Source organism: Amycolatopsis sp. NPDC114503 (genome assembly GCF_055633655.1).
In genome coordinates, this window is record NZ_JBVKDT010000006.1 from 119,720 (window position 1) to 137,869 (window position 18,150).

The following is an 18,150-nucleotide window of genomic DNA, read 5'->3' on the forward strand; positions in this document are numbered from 1 at the left end:
CGCGGGTCACCTCAGCGGGTCGAACGGCCGCAGCGCTTCCGGCTGCTTGCCGGTGACCATCTGCTCGGCGAGCAGCTTTCCGGTGATCGCGCCGTGCGACAGACCCCACATGCCGTGCCCGCCCGCGACGTACATCCCCGGCGCGCCGGTCTGCCCGATCACCGGCCGCCCGTCGGCGCTGACCGGGCGCGAGCCGGCCCAGACGTCGGTGCGCTGGTCCCAGCGCAGGCCCTGGAGCAGCGGCCGGGCCGAGGCGACGATCGCGTCGACGCGCGCCGGGTACAGCGGATCGTCCGGCTTGCGGAACTCCATCGTCCCGGCCACCCGCAGCCCGCCCTGGTACGGCGTGCACGCGACCCGGATGTCCGGCAGGTACATCGGGCTCGGCACCGGATCGTCGGTCGGCACGGTGAAGGAGTACCCGCGGCCGGCGCGCACCGGGACGCGCACACCCCATTTGTGCGCCAGTTCGCCCAGCCACGCACCGGTGGCGAGCACTACAGCATTGGCGTTGACCGTCTGTCCGTTCGTCGACAGCACGGTGTAGGCGTATTCGTGCCGGCGGATCGCGGCGACTTCGAACCGGTGCCGGATCGTGCCGCCGCGGCTGACCACGGCCCGGGCGAGCGATTCGACGAACCGGCCGGGGTCGACGTACCGCTGGCCGTCGATCCGGATGCCGGCCCCGATCCGGTCGGTGACCTGCGGGAAGTGTTCGCGCAGTTCCGGTCCGGCGAGCTGGGTCCAGGACACTTTCTGCCCGGCGTCGCCGAGCCGGTCGAGTTCCTTGACCAGGGTTTGGGCCTTCGCGGAGGTCTCGAACAGGGCGGTGATGGGCGCGTCGATGGTCGGCGCGTCCACGCCGCTGGCGGTCAAGAAGTCAAACGCTTCAAGGCATTCCTCGTTGAACGGCAGGTTCGCGCACGCTGCCCGGTTCCAGGACCGGTGGGTGCAGTTCGCCGCGAAACGGGCGAGGAACTGCCACAGCCGAGGGTCCGGACTGGCCGGGACGTGCAGCGGCGCCTGCCGGTCGAGCAGGGTGCGCAGGCCGTAGCGGAGGACGGCGGGTTCGTTGAGCGGGATCGACAATCCGGGCGAGAGCCAGCCGGCATTGCCCCACGACGAGCCCGCCGCGATGCCCTCGCGGTCGACGACGGTCACCCGCACGCCGCGTTCCTGCAGGAACCAGGCGGTCGACAACCCGACGATGCCCGCGCCGACCACGATCGCCGAACGCGGTCCGCCGCCCTTCCGGTCGAGATCGCCCATGGTGTTCCTCCGCCGAGCCGTGCCGCTGGTTGTGCTGATGCGGCCAGGATGACCCGGATTCGGCGGGCGGTCTTTGTCCGGTTCGGCCAACCGGAGCAGGCCGGTTTGTCCGGATCGGTCAATCCCGCGGATCGGCGACGGCCAGCTCGATGATCATCGCCAGCCGTTTCGCGGGCAGGTCGAGCCGCAGCGGCGTCACGTCGGCCATCTTCCGCAGCCGGTAGCGGATGGTGTTGGGGTGCACGCCGAGCCGTTCGGCGGCCTCGGTGAGGTCGCCTTGGGTCTCGAGCCACGCGCGCAGGGTCGCGACGTAGCTGGTCGAGTTGGCCGCGTCGTGCCTGGCCAGGTCCGCGATCGGACCGCGCGCCGGGGCTCGTCCCGCTGCCGCGGCGGCGCGCAGGCGGAGGATCAGGATGTCGTCCCAGGACTCGTCGTACGCGACGGTCGCGCCGGGTTCCGGGCGGACGTCGTGCAGGGCAAGGCATTCGTCGGATTCGCGTCGGCTGGCCGGGAGTTCCGCGGTGGACGCGGGCGCGCCGATGCCCGCCGCGACCGTGACCTGCGCGGGCAACGCGTCGCGGATCCCCGCGATCCACGCGCGAGCGGTCTCGACGTCTTCGCCGGGCAGAACGGTGTAGACGGTATTGCTGAACAGCGTGCTCCGGCCCGGCCTCGACCAGCCGAAGCCGGTGGTCGCGCGCTCGAAGGCGAGCAGCAGCGCGGCGTGGCGTTCGTCGGCGATGTGCGCCTGGAGCGCGACCACGCGGAACCGTCCGGGCGGCAAACCGAGCCTGCTCAGCACCGCTGCCGCGTCCGGGGTGCCTTCCAGCAGCCGGATCACCAGGTCCGACTCGACCTGCCGTTCGAGGTCGGCGCTCGCCCGCGACCGCAGCAGGTGCAGCCCGACCGTGCGGGAACTGTCGTGCAGGACAGTGCGCCGGACGTCCGACAGCGGCTCCTCGCACTCCACCCAGATCGACCCGAGCGTCTCGCGCCCGGCTCGCACCGCGACGACCATGCGCCCGGTCAGTCCGTGCTCGGGATCGGCCTCGACGAACAACGGCTCGTCCGACTGGGCGAGATGCGCGAACACGCCGCGACGCTCGAACAACTCGCGCACCTGGTCCGGCACTCGCCGTCCGAGGATCGTCTCCAGCCGCACCCGGTCCGCCCCCTGCTGGCGGCTGGAGTACGCGAGCACGCGCGACAGCTGGTCCTCGATGGTGACCGCGCTGCCGAGCGCGTCGGCGAGGCTGTCGGCCAGCGCGAACAAGTCGGTCGGGCCGCGGCCGGATTCCGTTTCTCGTCCTTCGAGCACCAAGCCGTAGACGACGCCCGCGAGCTGTCCCCACGACACCTCCGGATCGACGAGCAGCACCGCGACCTGGCTGTCCACCTCGGGTCCCGGCGGCGTTGCTCCCCGCACCAGCACGACCGACGCCCGCGCCGCGGTGGCCCGTTCGATGGCTTCTCGCACCGAATCGACGCCCACCGCGAGGTAGACGTCGCCGCGCAACCCGCGCGGGTCGGCGGGGTCGTCCATCACCACGTCCCGCAACGCCACTTCGCGCGCGACGGGACAGCAGCACAACCGCGCGCCGTACCCGCCGAGGACGTTGACGAGCCGATCCAGCGTGACCATGCCCTGTTCATACCTGACGTATCGTGGGAGGTCATGCGAGCGCGGGTCGAGGACGTGCACGAGCTGGCGCTGGGGATGCCCCACGTCACGGTGGTGCGCGGCTCGCGGGAGAACCCCGTCTACCAGGTCGGCGGCAAGTCCTTCGTGTTCTTCCGGACGCCGCGGCCGGACGCCTTCGACCCGGAGACCGGGCAGCGGTACCCGGACGTGATCGTGTTCTGGGTACCGTCCGAATCGGACAAGCAGGCGCTGGTCCAGGACCCGGACAGCCCGTTTTTCACCACCCCGCACTTCGACGGCCACCTGTCGGTGCTGATCCGCGCCGCCCACCTCGGCTCGTTGACGCGGCAGGAGCTGACCGAGGTCGTCGAGGACGCCTGGTTGTCCCGAGCGTCACCGCGCCGGCGCGAAGCGTGGCTGGCCGGGCGCCGGGCTCGGTAAGCGATCAGGAATCAAGAAGCATCCGGGGTGGTGCCGGACTTAGCGTTTACGGCATGACTTCCTTCGACTTTGTCACCCTGGACGTTCCCGATGTCGCCGCCGCCGAGCGCTTCTACACCGCCGCGTTCGATCTGGGCGACCGTCTCCGCTTCCGCCAGGCCGCCGCGCCGAGCACCGGCTTCCGCGGATTTACCTTGTCGCTCACCGTTTCCCAGCCCGCCAACGCCGTCGCTTACCTGGACGCCGCGCTCGCCGCGGGCGCCACTTCGCTGAAGCCCGCGGCCAAGTCGCTGTGGGGTTTCGGCGGGGTGGTGCAGGCGCCCGACGGTGCGATCTGGAAGGTCGCGACTTCCACGAAGAAGGATTCCGGCGCGGGGGTCCGGGAATACGACCAGATGGTGCTGCTGCTGGGCGCGTCGGACGTGGCGGCGACCAAGCAGTTTTACGTCTCGCACGGGCTCGCGGTGGGCAAGAGCTACGGGCGCAAGTATGCGGAGTTCGAAACGAGCCCGGTCAAGCTGGCCCTTTACGGACGGAAGGCGCTGGCGAAGGACGCCGGGGTGCCGGAGGAGGGTTCGGGTTCGCATCTGCTGACCATCGGCGGGAACGCCGGGAAGATCACGGACCCGGACGGATTCGCTTGGGAGACTTCGGTTCTGGCCGGATGACGGGCCGGGTGGATCCGTCGAGACCCGCTCGACGGATCCGGCCCGCTAGCCCGGCTGGCCGACGAAGTTCTTGAACTGGGCGAGGACCAGCTCCACAGAGGACGGGTCGCAGGCTCCGCGGAATTTTGTGCCGTCCGAACGGCATTGCGCCCAGCGGCCCGCATCGCCCTCGAAATCGGGTCCCTCCATGAGGTGCCCGGCGAGATCGGTGTCCACCAGATCGATTTCGAGGGACCAGCCCGGATTGTCCAAGGTGGACAGCTCGACGCCGAACGCGTGCTCCCATTCCTCGTCGCACTGTGCGGCATACCAGTCCAGCAGGAACTGGAAGCTCTCTCCCAAAGCCACCGGAACTCCTTCGGGCCAAGCACTTCTTCGCCGACCTGGCGACGATGCCGAGTCTGCCGCAACCCCCGTCCTGGAGGCCACCGAGTTATCGGGCCCCTCCCTCCGGGCAATAACCCGAACACAGCAACACCATCCGCGTGAACCGCCCGTCCGCGTCGTCGTCCACGTACGCCTGTTGCTCCACCGCGAACCACCCCTCCCCCAGCCGTTCCGCACGCACGCGCGCCCGCCAGCGCAGGTGCAGCCGCGGGCCGACCCGTCCCACCTCTCCCTCGGCGAGTTCGAAATCGTCGACCTCGCCGAACCAGTGGGCGAACGCGGCGGTGATCTCGGCCGGGCCGTGGAATTCCCGCAATCCCGGCGGCAGCAAGGCCGTCAACCGCACCTCGCTGTCCATTGCGGACGACATCCGCGCGAAGTCCTGTCTGCTCAATGCTTCGATGAAGGCGCCCGCCCTGGAGATGCGGGAGGCCTGGAGTTGTGTTGTCATGCCTCAGGTTTACGACCCGACGCACCCCAGCGGATCGGGTAACTGCCCGATCTTTCACCCGGTCAGGCCTCGGCGCATCGCGACCAGCGCGGCCTGCGTCCGGGTCGTCACGCCGAGTTTCGCGTAAATATGCTCCAGATGCGTCGAAACCGTCTTGCGGGACACCGTCAGCGCGGCGGCGATCTCCGGGTTCGACAGTCCCCGGGCCAGGTGCAGCAAGACCTCGGTTTCCCGGGCGGTCAACCCGTCGGGAGCGCGGCGGACCCGTTGCCCCGCCGCGGTCAGGACCGCGCTCACCGCTGCGGGATCGAGGCGTCCGGCGCGAGCTTCGGCGGTGAGCGTGCGCGCGGCCGCGTCGGGGGCCAGCGGGGCGCGGTGCGGGCGTGGTTCGCCGAGTGCGTGGTAAACGTCGGCGGCGGAGAGGACCCGCGACGTCATCGGCAGGGCGTCGCCGGAAAGCCCGTGCGGGTAACCGGAACCGTCGAGTCGTTCGTGGTGCTGGGCCGCGCAGCGGGCGACCGCGGCGAGGCCGGGCATTCCGGCGAGCATCCGTTCGGTCAGGTACGGATGCGTGCGGGCGCGTTCGGCCTGCGCGAGCGACCACGGCCGGATCGCGTTCCAGATCGCGCTCGGGACGCCGATCATCCCGATGTCGTGCACCCAGCCGGCACGGCGGACCAATCGGACGTCCGGCGCGGGGAGGCCGAGCCGGGTCGCCCCGTCCGCGGCGAGCGCGGCGACCCCGCGGGAATGCCCCAGCCGCGGCGGGGATTTGAGGTCGGCGAAATCGGCGAACGCCTGCAGGGCGCGGTCTAGTTCGTCCTCTTCCAGCTGGGCGCCGAGCCGCGGGTCGAGGGCGATCACCTCGTCCCACGCCTGGATTCGGTCCAGTCCGGCCAAAATGTCGCCGCGGTGGGTCAGGAGGCAGTCGACCAGACCCGGGTCGAACTGCGTGCCCCGGCGTTCCCGAGCGACAGCGATCGCGCCGTCGACGCCCGCGGTGTCGTGGAAAGCCTCGACGTTGTCGGCGAGCTGGACGAGCCGGATCGCCGGATCGAGGTCCGCGCCGCCGGCGTCGCCGGGGACACCGCGACCGTCCCAGCGTTCGAAGGACTGAAGCAGCGGACGGCGGACGTCCTCGCCGAGGTCGAGCCGTCCGGCCAGTTCGCTCGCGCTTTGGCAATGCGCCTGCATGACCTCCTGCACCGATCGGCCCGCCGTGGCGAGGAACTGGCCGACGAGTGCGGCGCGCCGGAGTCGCGGCCCGCCGCGGCCGAGGTGACGGAGGACGAACATCGCCATCGCGACCCCGGCCAGGTCGCCGTCGTGACTATCGGCGTACAGCTCGGTCTCGTCGCCGAACAACGAGGCCAGCTCGCTGGTGTCGGCGGCGCAACCCACCCAGGTCAGCAACGACGTGTAGTAAGCCGCCGCACGCACGGTGTCGTCCGCACCTGCCGCGTCGGCCAGTCGCAGGGCGATGACGGTCTGCCGCAGCACGCGCTCCATCGGGCGGCCCATGCCGAGATCGGCCACCAGCGACAGCGTGGCGACCAATTCGGACAACCGCACCGGCGCGGCTCTGCTCACCTCGGAAAAGTCGCCGCTGAAACGCCGGTTGTTACGCCGGACGGGGCAATTCCGACTTCCAGGCAGAGCCCGGAGGTGCGCGATGGCGACCGAAGTCCCGACGTTCTGCCCGCTGTGCGTGTCGAAGTGCGGAGCCACCGCGACGGTCGAGGACGGACGGCTGCTCGCGCTCCGCCCGCTGCCCGGCCATCCGACCGGCGGCGCGATCTGTGTGAAAGGCAAGGCCGCGCCGGAGATCGTCGCGCATCCGGACCGGCTGCTGCACCCCCTCCGCCGAACCGCCCCGAAGGGCGCGGCCGACCCGGGCTGGGAGCGCATCGGCTGGGACGAAGCGCTGGCGACGATCGCGTCCCGGCTGACGGCGATCGCCGAGGAATCGGGCCCGGAAGCGGTGGTGTTCGGCAGCGCCTCGCCCTCGACGTCGGCGATGTCGGACACCGTCGAATGGCTGACCCGGCTCCGGCGCGCCTTCGGGAGTCCCAACTTCGTGAGCTATATGGAACTCTGCGGCTGGGGCCGTCACCTGGCCACGCTCTACACCTGGGGCGAGCCTGTCCCCGGCTCTTACCTGCCCGATCTCGAGAACGCGCAATGCATCCTCTACTGGGGCTACAACCCGTCGGTCTCGCGGCTCGCGCACGCCACCGCGACCACCGCCGCGCTACGGAGAGGGGCCAAGCTCGTCGTGGTCGATCCGCGCCGCGCCGGGCTGGCCAGCAAGGCCGACCAATGGCTGCGCGTCCGTCCTGGCACAGATGCGGCACTGGCGTTGTCGCTCACGCACGTGATGATCGAGAACGACTGGTACGACAAGGAATTCGTCGAACGGTGGACCAACGCGGCGAAACGGGTCAGCTCTTCTCGCCGGGTCTGGGACCTGCTCGCCGAGGAGTGCGCGAAGTACCCGCCCGAGACCGCGCAGGAAATAACCGGCGTGCCCGCCGACCAGATCGTCGCTACCGCCCGGCTCCTGTGGGAGCAACGTCCAGTCGCGTTCTACACCTGGAGCGGGCTGGAGCAGCACAGCAACGCGACGCAGACCGTACGCGCCATCGGCCAGCTCTACGCCCTCACCGGATGCATCGACGCACCCGGCGGGAATGTGCTGTTCACGCCAGTGCCGACCAACCCGATCGACGGCCGGGAGCTGCTGGCACCCGAGCAGAGCGCCAAGACCATCGGAGTACAGGAGCGTCCGCTAGGACCGGCGAGATTCGAGTTCGTCACCGGCGAGGACCTCTACCGAGCCGCGCTGGACGGCGTGCCCTACCGAGCCCGTGCTCTGGTCAACTTCGGCGGCAACCTGGTCATGGCCCACGGCGACAGCGCGCGAGGCCGCGACGCCCTTCGCGCTCTGGATTTCTTTGTCCACACGGACTTGTTCCTGAACCCGACCGCGGAGCAGGCGGACCTCGTGCTGCCCGTAACAAGTGCGTGGGAAGCCGAAGCGCTGCGGATCGGTTTCGAGACAAGCCAGGCCGCGCAGTCGACTGTCCAATTGCGACAGCCGTTGGTCGCTCCGCGCGGCGAAGCCCGACCGGACTTGCGGATCATTTTCGACCTCGCCATCGCCCTCGGGCTCGGCCCGCAGTTCTTCAACGGAGACATCGAAGCGGCCTGGCGACATCAGCTCGCACCCAGCGGCCTCACGCTCGACCAGCTGCGCGCCGCTCCGGAAGGAATCCGCCTGCCGTTGCGGACGATCTACCGCAAGTACGAACGAGGCGGCTTCCGGACGCCGTCCGGTCTGGTCGAGTTGTACTCGGAACCGTTGCTGGAACAAGGATATCCGCCGCTGCCGACCTTTGCCGAACCGTCGATCAGCCCGCTGTCCCGGCCGGATCTGGCAGCGCGTTACCCGTTGATCCTCACCTGTGCGAAGTCGCTGTTCTTCTGCGAAACCCAGCATCGGGAAATCGCCAGCCTGCGCAAATCCGCGCCCGAGCCCGCCGTCGAACTGCACCCCGAAACCGCTGCCGTCCGCGGAATCGGCGCCGGAGACTGGGTGCGGCTGGAGACGCCGCTGGGAAGCATCCGCGCGAAGGCGAAGTTCAACGTCAACCTGCGCCCGAACGTCGTGTGCGGACAGCACGGCTGGTGGCAGCCCGCCAGCTCGCTCGGCCAGCCTGGCTATCCGCCGTTCGGCGACGGCAGCGCGAACCTCAATCTCGTGCTGAGCCAAGGCCCGAGCGACCCGATCAGCGGCAGCTCGCCGTTGCGTGCTTCCCTCTGCGAGATCGTCAAAGACAGCTAGCTAGCGCGTTCAAGCTGATGTCGACTATCGCGCGGAGCTGCTTCGGACTCGCCCCAGCCCTGCTCATCACCGCCAGCGACTGATTGACCGCCGCGAGATGAACGGCGAAGTCGTCGGCGCCGGCCACCTTCGCGGCACGCAAGGCGGTCCGCAGCCTCGTGTGCTGAAGTCCCAGAACTTCGGTCGCACGCGCGGCGATGCCCGGGCTCAGCACCGGTATCGCCATCGCGGTCTGGGCGACCAGGCATCCGTCCGGCACGTCGGGGTCGGCGATGCGGTTCAGGGTGACGTCGAAGAACTCCCGCGTCGCCCGCAGCGGGTCCTCGGCCGCGCTTGCCAGCGCCTGGTCGTACCGGTCCCCGTAGCGCGTCGCGTAACGGTCCAGGCAGCGCAGATAGAGCGAGTCCTTGTCGCCGAGCGAGGAGTAGATGGAGCTGCGGTTCAGCCCGGTCGCCTTCGAGAGGTCGTCGAGCGAGGTGTCGGCGTATCCGGCTCGCCAGAACTGGACCATCGCCGCGTCGAGCGCGACGTCCACGTCGAACTGCTTCTTTCCGGCCATCCGCCCACTCTAGCGCATCTTGAACTGATCAGTTCAAGATGCGCTAGAGTGGAGTCCATGACTGCCGCCGCGAACCCGATCTCCGCACTGCCCCTGCCCGACCTGCCCGGATTCACCCACCGCTGGGTCGACGCGGAAGGCGTCCAGCTCCATGCCGTGGAAGGCGGTCAGCCGGCCGGCCCCGCCGTCGTCCTGCTCGCCGGATTCCCGCAGACCTGGTGGGCTTGGCGCAAAGCGATGCCGCGCCTCGCCGAGCGGTTCCGCGTGCTCGCGATCGACCTGCCCGGACAAGGCCACTCCGACCGCCCGCACGACAGCTACGACACGCACACCGCCGCTTCACGCGTCCAAGCCGCGGTGAGCGCGCTCGGCGTGGCGAAGTACTGGCTCGTCGCCCACGACATCGGAGCCTGGGTCGCTTTCTCGCTGGCCCTTCAGCACGAAGACCGCCTGCACGGTCTCGCACTGCTGGACGCCGGCATCCCGGGAATCACCCTCCCGGACTCCATCCCCACGGACCCCGAGCGGGCCTGGAAAACCTGGCACTTCGCGTTCCACCTGGTGCCCGATCTTCCCGAGACCCTGCTCGCCGGCCGCGAACGCGAGTACGTCGACTGGTTCTTGAAGGCCAAAGCACTGAGCACCTTCGACAGCAACGAGATCGACCACTACGCCGCCGCTATCGCAGCCGAGGGCGGTCTCCGGGCTTCTCTCGCCTACTACCGCGATGCCGCGGAATCAGCGCGCAAGAATCACGCCGCCCTGGACCGGCAACGGTTGACCGTCCCAGTCCTGGGAATCTCCAGCTCCCACGGCTCGATCCCCGACATGGCCGCTTCCCTCAGCCCCTGGGCGGACAACGCGACCGGCGTCGTCATCCCGGATTCCGGACACTTCATCCCGGACGAACAGCCCGATGCCGTCGTGGACGCGCTGACCGCGTTCATCGAGCGCTAGCGCGACGTCGGATTTACGCCAGCGCATGACGTCCTGGTGGCGAAAGACTGCTGGACATGACCGATGTTCTCGACCGGTTCCTCGCCGCCAGCACTGAATTCGACCAGCGATTGCCGTTCGTCCGCCAGTGGACGGCCCCTACGCCGTGTGCGGAGTGGAACGTGCGTCAACTGGTCAACCACATGGTGCGGGGGAATCTCAACTACGTCGATCTCCTGGCCGGTGGTACCCGCGAGGACTTCCTGCGCATGCGCGATGCCGATGCTCTCGGCGACGATCCGCTCGCTGCCTACACCGCGTCGGTGCGGCTGATTGTCGATGCGTTCGGCCGTCCTGGCGCGCTGGATGAGGTGCTGGACTATCCGTTGGGCAAGGTGAGCGGACGTCAGGCGCTGGCTGTGCGTGCTGCGGATTCCGCTGTGCACGCTTGGGATCTTGCCCGGGCGCTGGGGGTGGACGACCGGCTTGATCCGGACTTGGTCGCGTGGATCAGCGACGGCCTGGAAGAGATTTACGCTGGGCTGGCGGAGTCCCCCGTCGCTGCGGATACGACGCATCGGTTCTTCGCCGCGCCGGGGGCGTCCAGCGAGTCAGCGTCTCGCCAGGACCGGTTGCTGCGTCGGATGGGCCGGAACCCGCGGCAATTCAGCGGTCCGTGAGAGATCACGACCGGCGCAGCACCCTCTCAAGCGCCTCAGCCGTCGCCTCGATATCCGAAGCCGTGTGCTCTGTGCTGAGAAAAACCTTGCCGGACGGCATAAACAAGAACCCCTCCCCCAACATCCCTTCCAAAAGCACACTCCAGCGCCCACCCGTGCCGTGAAGCCCAGTCGCCCCACCCGCAGGCACGTACTGCAGAAGCGACCCAACCCGGTTGAAACGCCCGCCGTCAGGAACCGACCCGAGAACACCCCCGACGAGCGCTTCGAACTCGGCCGAAATCTCCTCCAGCGTCTCGTAAACCGCCGGATCGGCCAGGACACGCATCGTCGCCTCGACGGCCGCGAGCGCGATCGGGTTGGCGTTGAACGTTCCGGCATGGGTGACGCCGTCCGTGACCTGATCGACCAGTTCCGCTCGGCCGACCACCGCGCTCTGGGTGAATCCTCCGGCCATCGCCTTTCCGTAGACAGACAGGTCCGGCAGCACACCGTACTTCTCCGCCGCACCGCCGCGCGCGATCCGGAAGCCGGCGATCACCTCGTCGAAGATGAGGACGACGCCGTATCGGTCGCACAGAGTCCGCAGCGTGGACAGGAATTCCGGCGCGGGCGCCTCGACACCGGCATTGCTCATCACCGGGTCGACGAGCACCGCGGCGATGTCGCGTTCGACGGACTCCCTCAAGAGACGCTCCGCCAGAGCTACGTCGTTGAACCGCGCCAAAACCAGGTCGTCCAGCACACTGGGCGACTGCCCTTTCCCGCCCGGCTGAGCAGGCCGATCGCCGTCGTCTGAGGACATTCCGGCGTAAACGGTGTCGTGCCAGCCGTGGTAGCTCTTGGCGAATTTGAGGATGCGGCGCCGCCCCGTCGCGGCCCGGGCCAGGCGCAGCGCGACCTGCACCGCTTCGGTTCCGGTGTTGCTCCACAGCAGCCGCTCGCCGTGGGGCACGGCTTCGAGGACCGCCTCCGCGGCGAGGTATTCGAGGGCGTGCCCGGTGCCGACGACCTGCATTTTCTTCGCGGCCTCGGACACGGCGGACAGAACGCGCGGGTCGCCGTGTCCGAGCACGAGCGGGCCCCAGGCCATCACGTAGTCGACATACCGATCTCCGTCGAGGTCCCAGACCTGCGCGCCTCGGGCTTCCCGCACGAAGAGCGGGTGGGGACGCATCGCGGCACGCAGGCCTGACCCCACCCCGCCGCCGACGCTGCGCCGGGCTCGTTCGTAGGCGATCCGCGAAGATTCCAGAGCCATGCGACGAATCCGTGCCTTTCTTCAAAGGGCTTCAGTACTTGATCACCGAGCGGATGCCGATGCCGCGCTTCATTTCGTCGAACGCCTCGTTGACGTCCGCCAGCTCGATCACGCGCGTCACCAGCGAGTCGAGATCGAGGCGGTGGTGCATGTAATGATCGACCAGCAGCGGGAAATCGACGTCGGGCTTGCTCGATCCGTAGTTGGAGCCGACGAGCGAAAGTTCCTGATCGGACATCACGAACGGATCGATCGAGATCCGCACGCCGTCCGCCACCTGCCCGGCCACCACGGCTTTTCCGCCGCGCGCAAGCACCTCGTAGGCCGCCTCGATGGTGCGCGGGAGCCCGATGGCCTCGATGGCGACCTCCACCCCGCGTCCGTCGGTGAGCTGGCGTACGCGGTCCGCGAGGTTCTCCCGCCCGCTGTTGACCAGATCTGTCGCACCGAAGACGCGAGCCTGCTCGAGCTTTTCGTCGGAGAGGTCCGCGGCGATGATCTTTCGCGCGCCAACCAGACGAGCACCCTGAATCGCGTTCAAGCCGACGCCGCCGCAGCCCAGCACGAGCACGGTGTCGCTCGGCCGGATCTTCGCGGTGTTGACCGCCGCCCCGACTCCGGTCGTCACCGCGCATCCGACCAGGGCGGCCTGCTCGAACGGGGCGTCGTTCCGGATCGCGATCGCGGCCGACTCCGGGACAAGCGTGTACTGGCCGAACGTTCCGAGGCCCGCGAAGCTGTAGACGTCCCGTTCGTCCGTCGACGTGACGCGAGTCCGGCCGTCGAACGACAGGTGGTTCGCCGAGTGCTCGCTGACCATGTCACAGAGAACGGGCCTGCCGCTGACGCAGTAGCGGCACCGACGGCACGAAGGCGTCCAGGACAGGACGACGTGATCGCCCTTCGCCAGGGTCGTCACCCCTTCGCCGACGCTCTCGACGATTCCGGCGCCTTCGTGGCCGAGAATCATCGGCGAAGGCGTCTCCCATTCCCCGACGAGGACGTGAAAGTCGCTGTGGCACACCCCGCTCGCCTTGAGCCGCACCAGCACCTCGCCGGGCGGCGGCGTGCTGGGAAGAGAAACTCGCTCGACGGTCAGCGGCGCGTCCGGCGTCGTGAAGACGGCAGCGTCGAATTCAACGGTCATGGCAGATTCCCCTCTATGCCCGAGCCGTGCGGATGAGCTTCTTGTTGGCGAATTCGTCGATTCCCGCCCGGCCGAGTTCCCGGCCGAAGCCGGACCGCTTGACTCCGCCGAACGGCAGTTCCGCGCCTTCGAGGCCGACGCCGTTGACGAAAACCATGCCCGCCTCGATCCGGTCGGCGACCCGCATCGCCTGCTCGGGATCCGTGGTGAACACGTAGGAACCCAGCCCGTACGGAGTGCTGTTGGCCAGTTCGACCGCCTCGGCTTCGGATTCCGCTCGATAGACGGTCGCGACGGGGCCGAACAATTCCTCGGCGGCAGACGGCGAATCCGGCGACACACCGGTCAGGACACCAGGAGGAAAGAACGCGCCTGCGCGCCGCCCTTCGCAGACCAGGGTCGCGCCGTCATCGACAGCTCGCTGGACCTGAGCTTCGAGACGCTCGGCGGCCGCCACCGAGGACAGCGGAGCCAGCCCGCTGGCCGTGGCGAGCACCTTTTTCGTGAATATGTCCAGGAATTCGTCGTAGAGGTCGGCGGCGACGATGACCCGCTTGCCCGCGTTGCAGGCTTGTCCGGCGTTCTCGAACCGAGTGTCCACCGCGGCCTGGGCCGTGGCGTCCAAGTCTGCGGAAGACAGCACGAGGAACGGATCCGAGCCGCCCAGTTCGAGCACTACCTTCTTGAGGTTGCGGCCCGCTTTTTCGGCGATTTCCGCACCGGCCCGCTCGGAACCGGTGAAGGACACGCCTCGCACCCGGGAGTCGGCGATGGCGTCGGCGGCCTGTTCGTTGGTCGCGTAGACGTTGACGTAGCAGCCCTCGGGACAGCCAGCGTCGGCGAAGATCCGCTGCAGGGCCGCGGACGACTCCGGGCATTGCGGCGCGGGCTTGAGCACGATGGTGTTGCCCAGAACGAGATTAGGCGCAGCGAACCGGGCGACCTGGTAGTACGGGTAGTTCCAAGGCATGATGCCCAGCAGCGCGCCGATCGGCTGGCGGCGGATAAACGCCGTGCCCTCCCCCTCGATCAACTCGACGGGCTCGTCGGCGAGAAATTTGGGTGCGTTCGCGGCGTAATACGCATAGATCGACGCACTGAACTCGACCTCGGCGACGGCCTCCTCCAGCGGCTTGCCCATCTCCCGCTGCGCGATGCGGGCAAGTTCGCCGCTGCGCTCGTTGTGCAAGGCAGCGACTTTGTTCAGCACCTCGGCGCGTTCAGCCAAGGTGGCCTGTTGCGACCATTCCCGGTAAGCGTTCGCGGCCGCGTCGAGTGCCCGATCCACGGCCGCGTCAGTCGCGGACGGATACTCCCGTACCAGCTCGCCGGTAGCCGGATCGACCACGGCGTACAACTGCCGGTTCATGACGACGCACCCGCTTCCTGCACCGTCTTCACGCCCGAGGCCGCGTTGTGATTGTGCAGCGCGCGGTAGGCGAAGAAGTAGACGAATCCCTGGGTGCCCCACGTCGCCAGCGCGGCGGTGTAGAAGAACGTGCGATTCGCGTCGTCGAAAGAGAAGGGGAAGAAGTCGTAAGTGATCGCGATGGTGATTGCGGCAGCGGTCACCAGCCCGGTCCAGATCGCCGGCCATTTCGCGCCGATGTTCCACAGCCGCTTGGCGAAGTACGCCAGGAAGACGGCCGCGGCGAGGTTGGCCACGAGGTAGAACGCGGAGACAGCGAACGCACCGTGGTCGACGCGGGGGTCTTCGCCGTGGAAATGCCGGAGGAACAGCCCGGCCGCGGTGGCGAGCGCGAACACGCCGATGTCGACGGCAAGGGACGGCTTGTAGCGATGAGTGACCTTCATCAAGCCCATCACGAGGATGAGCGTGATGCCGACCGACCGCGAGAAGGCGTCGAAGAAATACGCTATGCGGTAAAGGATGCTGCCCTCGTCGGCGCCGAGCAACGACCAGACGAGGAAGTTGGTGCCCGAAGTCGCGACGACCATCCATTCGAGACCGAGCAGGTAATTGCCGTAGCGGCGGATGAATTTCCAGCCGAAGAAATAGCCTACGAAAATCATCCACACGTCGGCGAGCAGGAAGAAGACGTCCTTCATCGCACCGACACCTCCTGAGACTCGCGCGCCACCGCGGCCGCGACGCGCTCGGCGGCGCGCTGCCCGGTCAGGACGGCGCCGTTCATGCAGCCCGCCCACTCGCCCGCGGTTTCCGTGCCCGCCCAGTGGATTCGCCCGTGCGGTTCGGTGAGAGCGGGACCGTAAGTCGTGGTCGCGTAAGGACCGACAGCCGGATTCGGACCTCCCGGGGCGAACGGTTCCTCTCCCCAGCAGTGGTCCAGGTAGTCGATGGGCGCGCTCGCTTGCGTGCCGTACAGCTGGACGAGCTGCCGGAGGACCAGGCTGCGGCGCTGGGCGGGACTGAATCCGTCGAACACCCGAGGGTCGCAGAACGTCATCAGGATGCCCGGTCCGTTGGCGTCGGGCGAAACGTCGAAGGTGACGAACACGGCCCCGGTATCGGTCAGTCCCTCGCCGGAAAGTCCGTTGGCCCGCCAGAACGGCCTTTCATACGCGACGAACGCCTTGCTCAGGACGCCCATGCGCCAGTTTTTCGCGAGCCCGGCGGCCTGCTCGGGCAAGGCCGGGTCGAATTCGATCTCGGCGCGTTGCGGCGTCGCGACGGCGACGATCGCGTACTTCGCCTTGATCTCTTCCGAATCGGTGCGAACCGTGACGCCGTCGCCGTCTTGCGTGATCGCGCGAACCGGCGTCCCGAGCACGACGCGGTCGCCGAGTTGCGCAGCGACCCGCTTCGCGATCTCTTGGGTGGTTTCGACGTACCGTTCCTGTTGCTGGCCGCCCTCCACGTCGAGCATGTGGTCGACTCCGCCCGCCGCGCGGATGTAGCGCAACGTGTGCAGCAGCGAGACGTCTCCCGGGCTGCAACCCCACTGCACCTTGCTGACGATGGTCATCATGGCGCGGGTAGCCGGCGTCGCGTGCTTCCGGTCGAGCCATTCGCCGAACGAGATCGCGTCGAACTCGCTGGCCTGGGGAGAATTCCAGGCCGCTTCGACGTCGATGCTCGCGACCAGCTTGTTCAGCGCCAGCTGCACGCGCGCCATGTCGACCAGCACCGCGGGCGAGACCTTGGGAATCGTGCCCTGGTAGGTACGGCGCCGTCCGGCCATCCACAGCACGTTGCGGCCTTCGGCGAACTGGCCGGTCGTGGTGCAGCCCGCCCGGCTCGCGAGGTCGCGGATCGCTGTGTGCCGGCGGGAGACCCAGGTCGCGCCGAGGTCGACCGGCACCCCCGCCACCTCGCCGGTGAACGACCGGCCGCCGACCCGGCCGCGGCCTTCCAGGACGAGGACGGACTTGCCCGTGCTCACGAGCCGCTCGGCGGCGCTCAGGCCGGCGAATCCGGCGCCGACGACCACGACGTCGACTGAGGTGACTTCGGAGCTGGCTTTACGAGAACTCGACATGCTTTTCTCCTTTGCCCACAAGGCTTGTGTGCGGCGAGAGGTAAGGGATGGTTCAGCGCGCCCGGGCGGCCGCGCGAAGGGCGCGGCTCCGGCTGCCGTTGATCAGATCGGTGAAGCGGTCGAGCGCCCACACCGTGCGCAGGCCGCGCGGGCTCATCATCGCGAAGGGAGGGAATTTCGGCTTCTCCGCCCAGATTCCGTCGAGATCCTCGTGCCGCGAACCGTCCACGATCAGGTCGGCGATGAGCGACCCGACGTACGGAGCCTGGGCCAGTCCGTGCCCGTTGCACGCGATCGAGTAGTAGATGTCGTCCTCGAGCCGGCCGGCGACCGACAGCCAGGAGGACGTGATCGCGATCCAGCCGCCCCACGCCCGCTCTACGGCGATGTCGGCGAGGGTGGGAAAACGAGTCGCGAACGCACCGGCGAGCTCTTCGACCATCTCCTGGTCCGGAGCCTTCGCCGGCAGAGGGTAGGTCATGCCGCGCTCGACGCGCCGGACGCCGAACACGATGGTGCCGCGCGCGGTCAGGCGGTAGTGCTCCATGACCTGGTGCTGAGTGATGACTCCCGACCGGCTGGTCCAGCCCAGCGCGGCGAGCCGCTCCGGGGCGATCGGCTCGGTCTCCATCTCGATGAGCCACAACGGAACCGAGAGACGCTTGGGGGTGATGTCCCACTCCCCCGAGTAGGCGTTCGTCGCGAGCACCACCTTGTTCGCGCGTACGGTGCCGCCGGGGGTCGAGAGCACGACCTTTCCGTTGCGCCGCTTCACGTCGGCGACCTTGGTCCGTTCGAAAACCCGAGCGGACGACGAGACCAAGGCACGGCGTACTCCCCGGCTCAGCTTGCCGGGATTCAGCATTCCGCCCACGGCCTCGCGCATGCCGCCGACGAAAGTGCGGGGAATGCCGAGTTCCTCGCTCGTGCCAACCTGCCCGCGTCCGCCGGCGCGGCGGAGAATCGCCGCCAAGGTACGCGTGCGAAGCATCTGCCCGTGCCCGACGGCCGCGAACGCCAGGCCGTTGGGCTCGTAGTCGCAGTCGATGCCGTGGGTCTTGATGAGGTCTTCGGTGAAGCTCGCGGAATTCTCGGCCAGCCGCACCATGCCGGGCACCTTCTTGGGATAGAAGAGGCTCAGCATGCGGAGGTCCCCGCCCGGGACGCTCGCGATCTGGCCGCCGTTGCGCGAACTGGAACCGTAGCCGCAGAACTCGGCCTCCAGCAGCACCACGTCCTGGCCGCGCTCGGCGAGCCGCAGCGCCGTCGCCATGCCGCCCATGCCGCCGCCGACGACCGCGACATCGCACGTGAGGTCGCCGTCGAGGCTCGGGAGGATGTCGGCGGGCGGGTCGATCCAGCCGCTGAAAGTGCTGTACTCGACGTTGTCGGTCTTCATGAGGC

The 18,150-nt window shown here is 68.6% G+C and carries 17 protein-coding genes; 5 read left to right on the plus strand and 12 right to left on the minus strand.

From position 1 onward, the window contains the following. Positions 1-6 precede the first annotated feature (6 nt). Together ACZ7OI_RS25955 and ACZ7OI_RS25960 are read right to left on the minus strand one after the other, a co-directional pair. Complete coding sequence (locus ACZ7OI_RS25955) at positions 7-1,269, minus strand: NAD(P)/FAD-dependent oxidoreductase (RefSeq protein WP_470266783.1); 1,263 nt, start codon at positions 1,267-1,269, stop codon at positions 7-9. A gap of 118 nt (positions 1,270-1,387) precedes the next feature. Next, positions 1,388-2,911, minus strand: a complete 1,524-nt coding sequence (locus tag ACZ7OI_RS25960) for a PucR family transcriptional regulator (protein WP_470266784.1) — start codon at positions 2,909-2,911, stop codon at positions 1,388-1,390. Positions 2,912-2,944: 33 nt separating this feature from the next. Between ACZ7OI_RS25960 and ACZ7OI_RS25965 the strand changes: the two genes are divergently transcribed. After that, on the plus strand, positions 2,945-3,352 hold the full coding sequence (locus tag ACZ7OI_RS25965; RefSeq protein WP_470266785.1) for an MmcQ/YjbR family DNA-binding protein: 408 nt from the start codon (positions 2,945-2,947) through the stop codon (positions 3,350-3,352). Positions 3,353-3,405: 53 nt separating this feature from the next. Next, the gene (locus tag ACZ7OI_RS25970) at positions 3,406-4,020 is read left to right on the plus strand and encodes a glyoxalase (protein ID WP_470266786.1); all 615 of its coding nucleotides are present in this window, start codon (positions 3,406-3,408) and stop codon (positions 4,018-4,020) included. Positions 4,021-4,065: 45 nt separating this feature from the next. On the opposite strand, the gene ACZ7OI_RS25975 is transcribed toward ACZ7OI_RS25970, so the two are convergent. The 3 genes from ACZ7OI_RS25975 to ACZ7OI_RS25985 all read right to left on the minus strand — a co-directional run bounded on the left by ACZ7OI_RS25975 (position 4,066) and on the right by ACZ7OI_RS25985 (position 6,448). After that, on the minus strand, positions 4,066-4,368 hold the full coding sequence (locus ACZ7OI_RS25975) for an immunity 53 family protein (RefSeq protein WP_470266787.1): 303 nt from the start codon (positions 4,366-4,368) through the stop codon (positions 4,066-4,068). A gap of 85 nt (positions 4,369-4,453) precedes the next feature. Continuing rightward, complete coding sequence (locus tag ACZ7OI_RS25980; RefSeq protein WP_470266788.1) at positions 4,454-4,858, minus strand: nuclear transport factor 2 family protein; 405 nt, start codon at positions 4,856-4,858, stop codon at positions 4,454-4,456. Between the two features lie 54 nt (positions 4,859-4,912). Then, a complete protein-coding gene (locus tag ACZ7OI_RS25985; RefSeq protein WP_470266789.1) occupies positions 4,913-6,448 on the minus strand; it encodes an HD domain-containing phosphohydrolase in 1,536 nt (511 codons plus the stop codon). Positions 6,449-6,530: 82 nt separating this feature from the next. On the opposite strand from ACZ7OI_RS25985, the gene ACZ7OI_RS25990 reads away from it, so the two are divergent. Next, positions 6,531-8,702 (plus strand): molybdopterin-containing oxidoreductase family protein, encoded by a 2,172-nt coding sequence (locus ACZ7OI_RS25990; RefSeq protein ID WP_470266790.1) that lies wholly within the window; start codon positions 6,531-6,533, stop codon positions 8,700-8,702. On the opposite strand, the gene ACZ7OI_RS25995 is transcribed toward ACZ7OI_RS25990, so the two are convergent. Continuing rightward, positions 8,689-9,261: a TetR/AcrR family transcriptional regulator gene (locus tag ACZ7OI_RS25995; protein WP_470266791.1), complete on the minus strand. Its 573-nt coding sequence runs from the start codon at positions 9,259-9,261 to the stop codon at positions 8,689-8,691. The genes ACZ7OI_RS25990 and ACZ7OI_RS25995 overlap by 14 nt on opposite strands. A gap of 57 nt (positions 9,262-9,318) precedes the next feature. Here ACZ7OI_RS25995 and ACZ7OI_RS26000 point away from each other — a divergent pair, with 57 nt between their 5' ends. Together ACZ7OI_RS26000 and ACZ7OI_RS26005 are read left to right on the plus strand one after the other, a co-directional pair. After that, positions 9,319-10,218 carry an alpha/beta fold hydrolase gene (locus tag ACZ7OI_RS26000; RefSeq protein WP_470266792.1) on the plus strand — a complete coding sequence of 300 codons (900 nt, stop codon included), beginning with the start codon at positions 9,319-9,321 and terminating at the stop codon, positions 10,216-10,218. Between the two features lie 56 nt (positions 10,219-10,274). Next, positions 10,275-10,877: a TIGR03086 family metal-binding protein gene (locus tag ACZ7OI_RS26005; RefSeq protein WP_470266793.1), complete on the plus strand. Its 603-nt coding sequence runs from the start codon at positions 10,275-10,277 to the stop codon at positions 10,875-10,877. 4 nt (positions 10,878-10,881) lie between these two features. Here ACZ7OI_RS26005 and ACZ7OI_RS26010 read toward each other — a convergent pair whose 3' ends face one another. Genes ACZ7OI_RS26010 through ACZ7OI_RS26035 form a run of 6 tightly spaced genes read right to left on the minus strand, consistent with a single transcriptional unit; the run spans position 10,882 to position 18,145 of the window. Beyond that, the gene (locus tag ACZ7OI_RS26010; RefSeq protein ID WP_470266794.1) at positions 10,882-12,138 is read right to left on the minus strand and encodes an aspartate aminotransferase family protein; all 1,257 of its coding nucleotides are present in this window, start codon (positions 12,136-12,138) and stop codon (positions 10,882-10,884) included. A gap of 31 nt (positions 12,139-12,169) precedes the next feature. Continuing rightward, positions 12,170-13,285: a Zn-dependent alcohol dehydrogenase gene (locus ACZ7OI_RS26015; RefSeq protein WP_470266795.1), complete on the minus strand. Its 1,116-nt coding sequence runs from the start codon at positions 13,283-13,285 to the stop codon at positions 12,170-12,172. A 13-nt stretch (positions 13,286-13,298) separates the two neighbouring features. Beyond that, positions 13,299-14,654: an NAD-dependent succinate-semialdehyde dehydrogenase gene (locus tag ACZ7OI_RS26020; protein WP_470266796.1), complete on the minus strand. Its 1,356-nt coding sequence runs from the start codon at positions 14,652-14,654 to the stop codon at positions 13,299-13,301. Next, positions 14,651-15,355: a transporter gene (locus ACZ7OI_RS26025; RefSeq protein WP_470266797.1), complete on the minus strand. Its 705-nt coding sequence runs from the start codon at positions 15,353-15,355 to the stop codon at positions 14,651-14,653. Before ACZ7OI_RS26025 ends, ACZ7OI_RS26020 begins: the two co-directional genes overlap by 4 nt. Then, positions 15,352-16,746 (minus strand): flavin monoamine oxidase family protein, encoded by a 1,395-nt coding sequence (locus ACZ7OI_RS26030; RefSeq protein WP_470266798.1) that lies wholly within the window; start codon positions 16,744-16,746, stop codon positions 15,352-15,354. The genes ACZ7OI_RS26025 and ACZ7OI_RS26030 overlap by 4 nt, the downstream gene beginning before the upstream one ends. A gap of 52 nt (positions 16,747-16,798) precedes the next feature. Continuing rightward, entirely contained in the window at positions 16,799-18,145 is a 1,347-nt protein-coding gene (locus tag ACZ7OI_RS26035) for an NAD(P)/FAD-dependent oxidoreductase (protein WP_470266799.1), read from the minus strand. Positions 18,146-18,150: the final 5 nt, after the last annotated feature.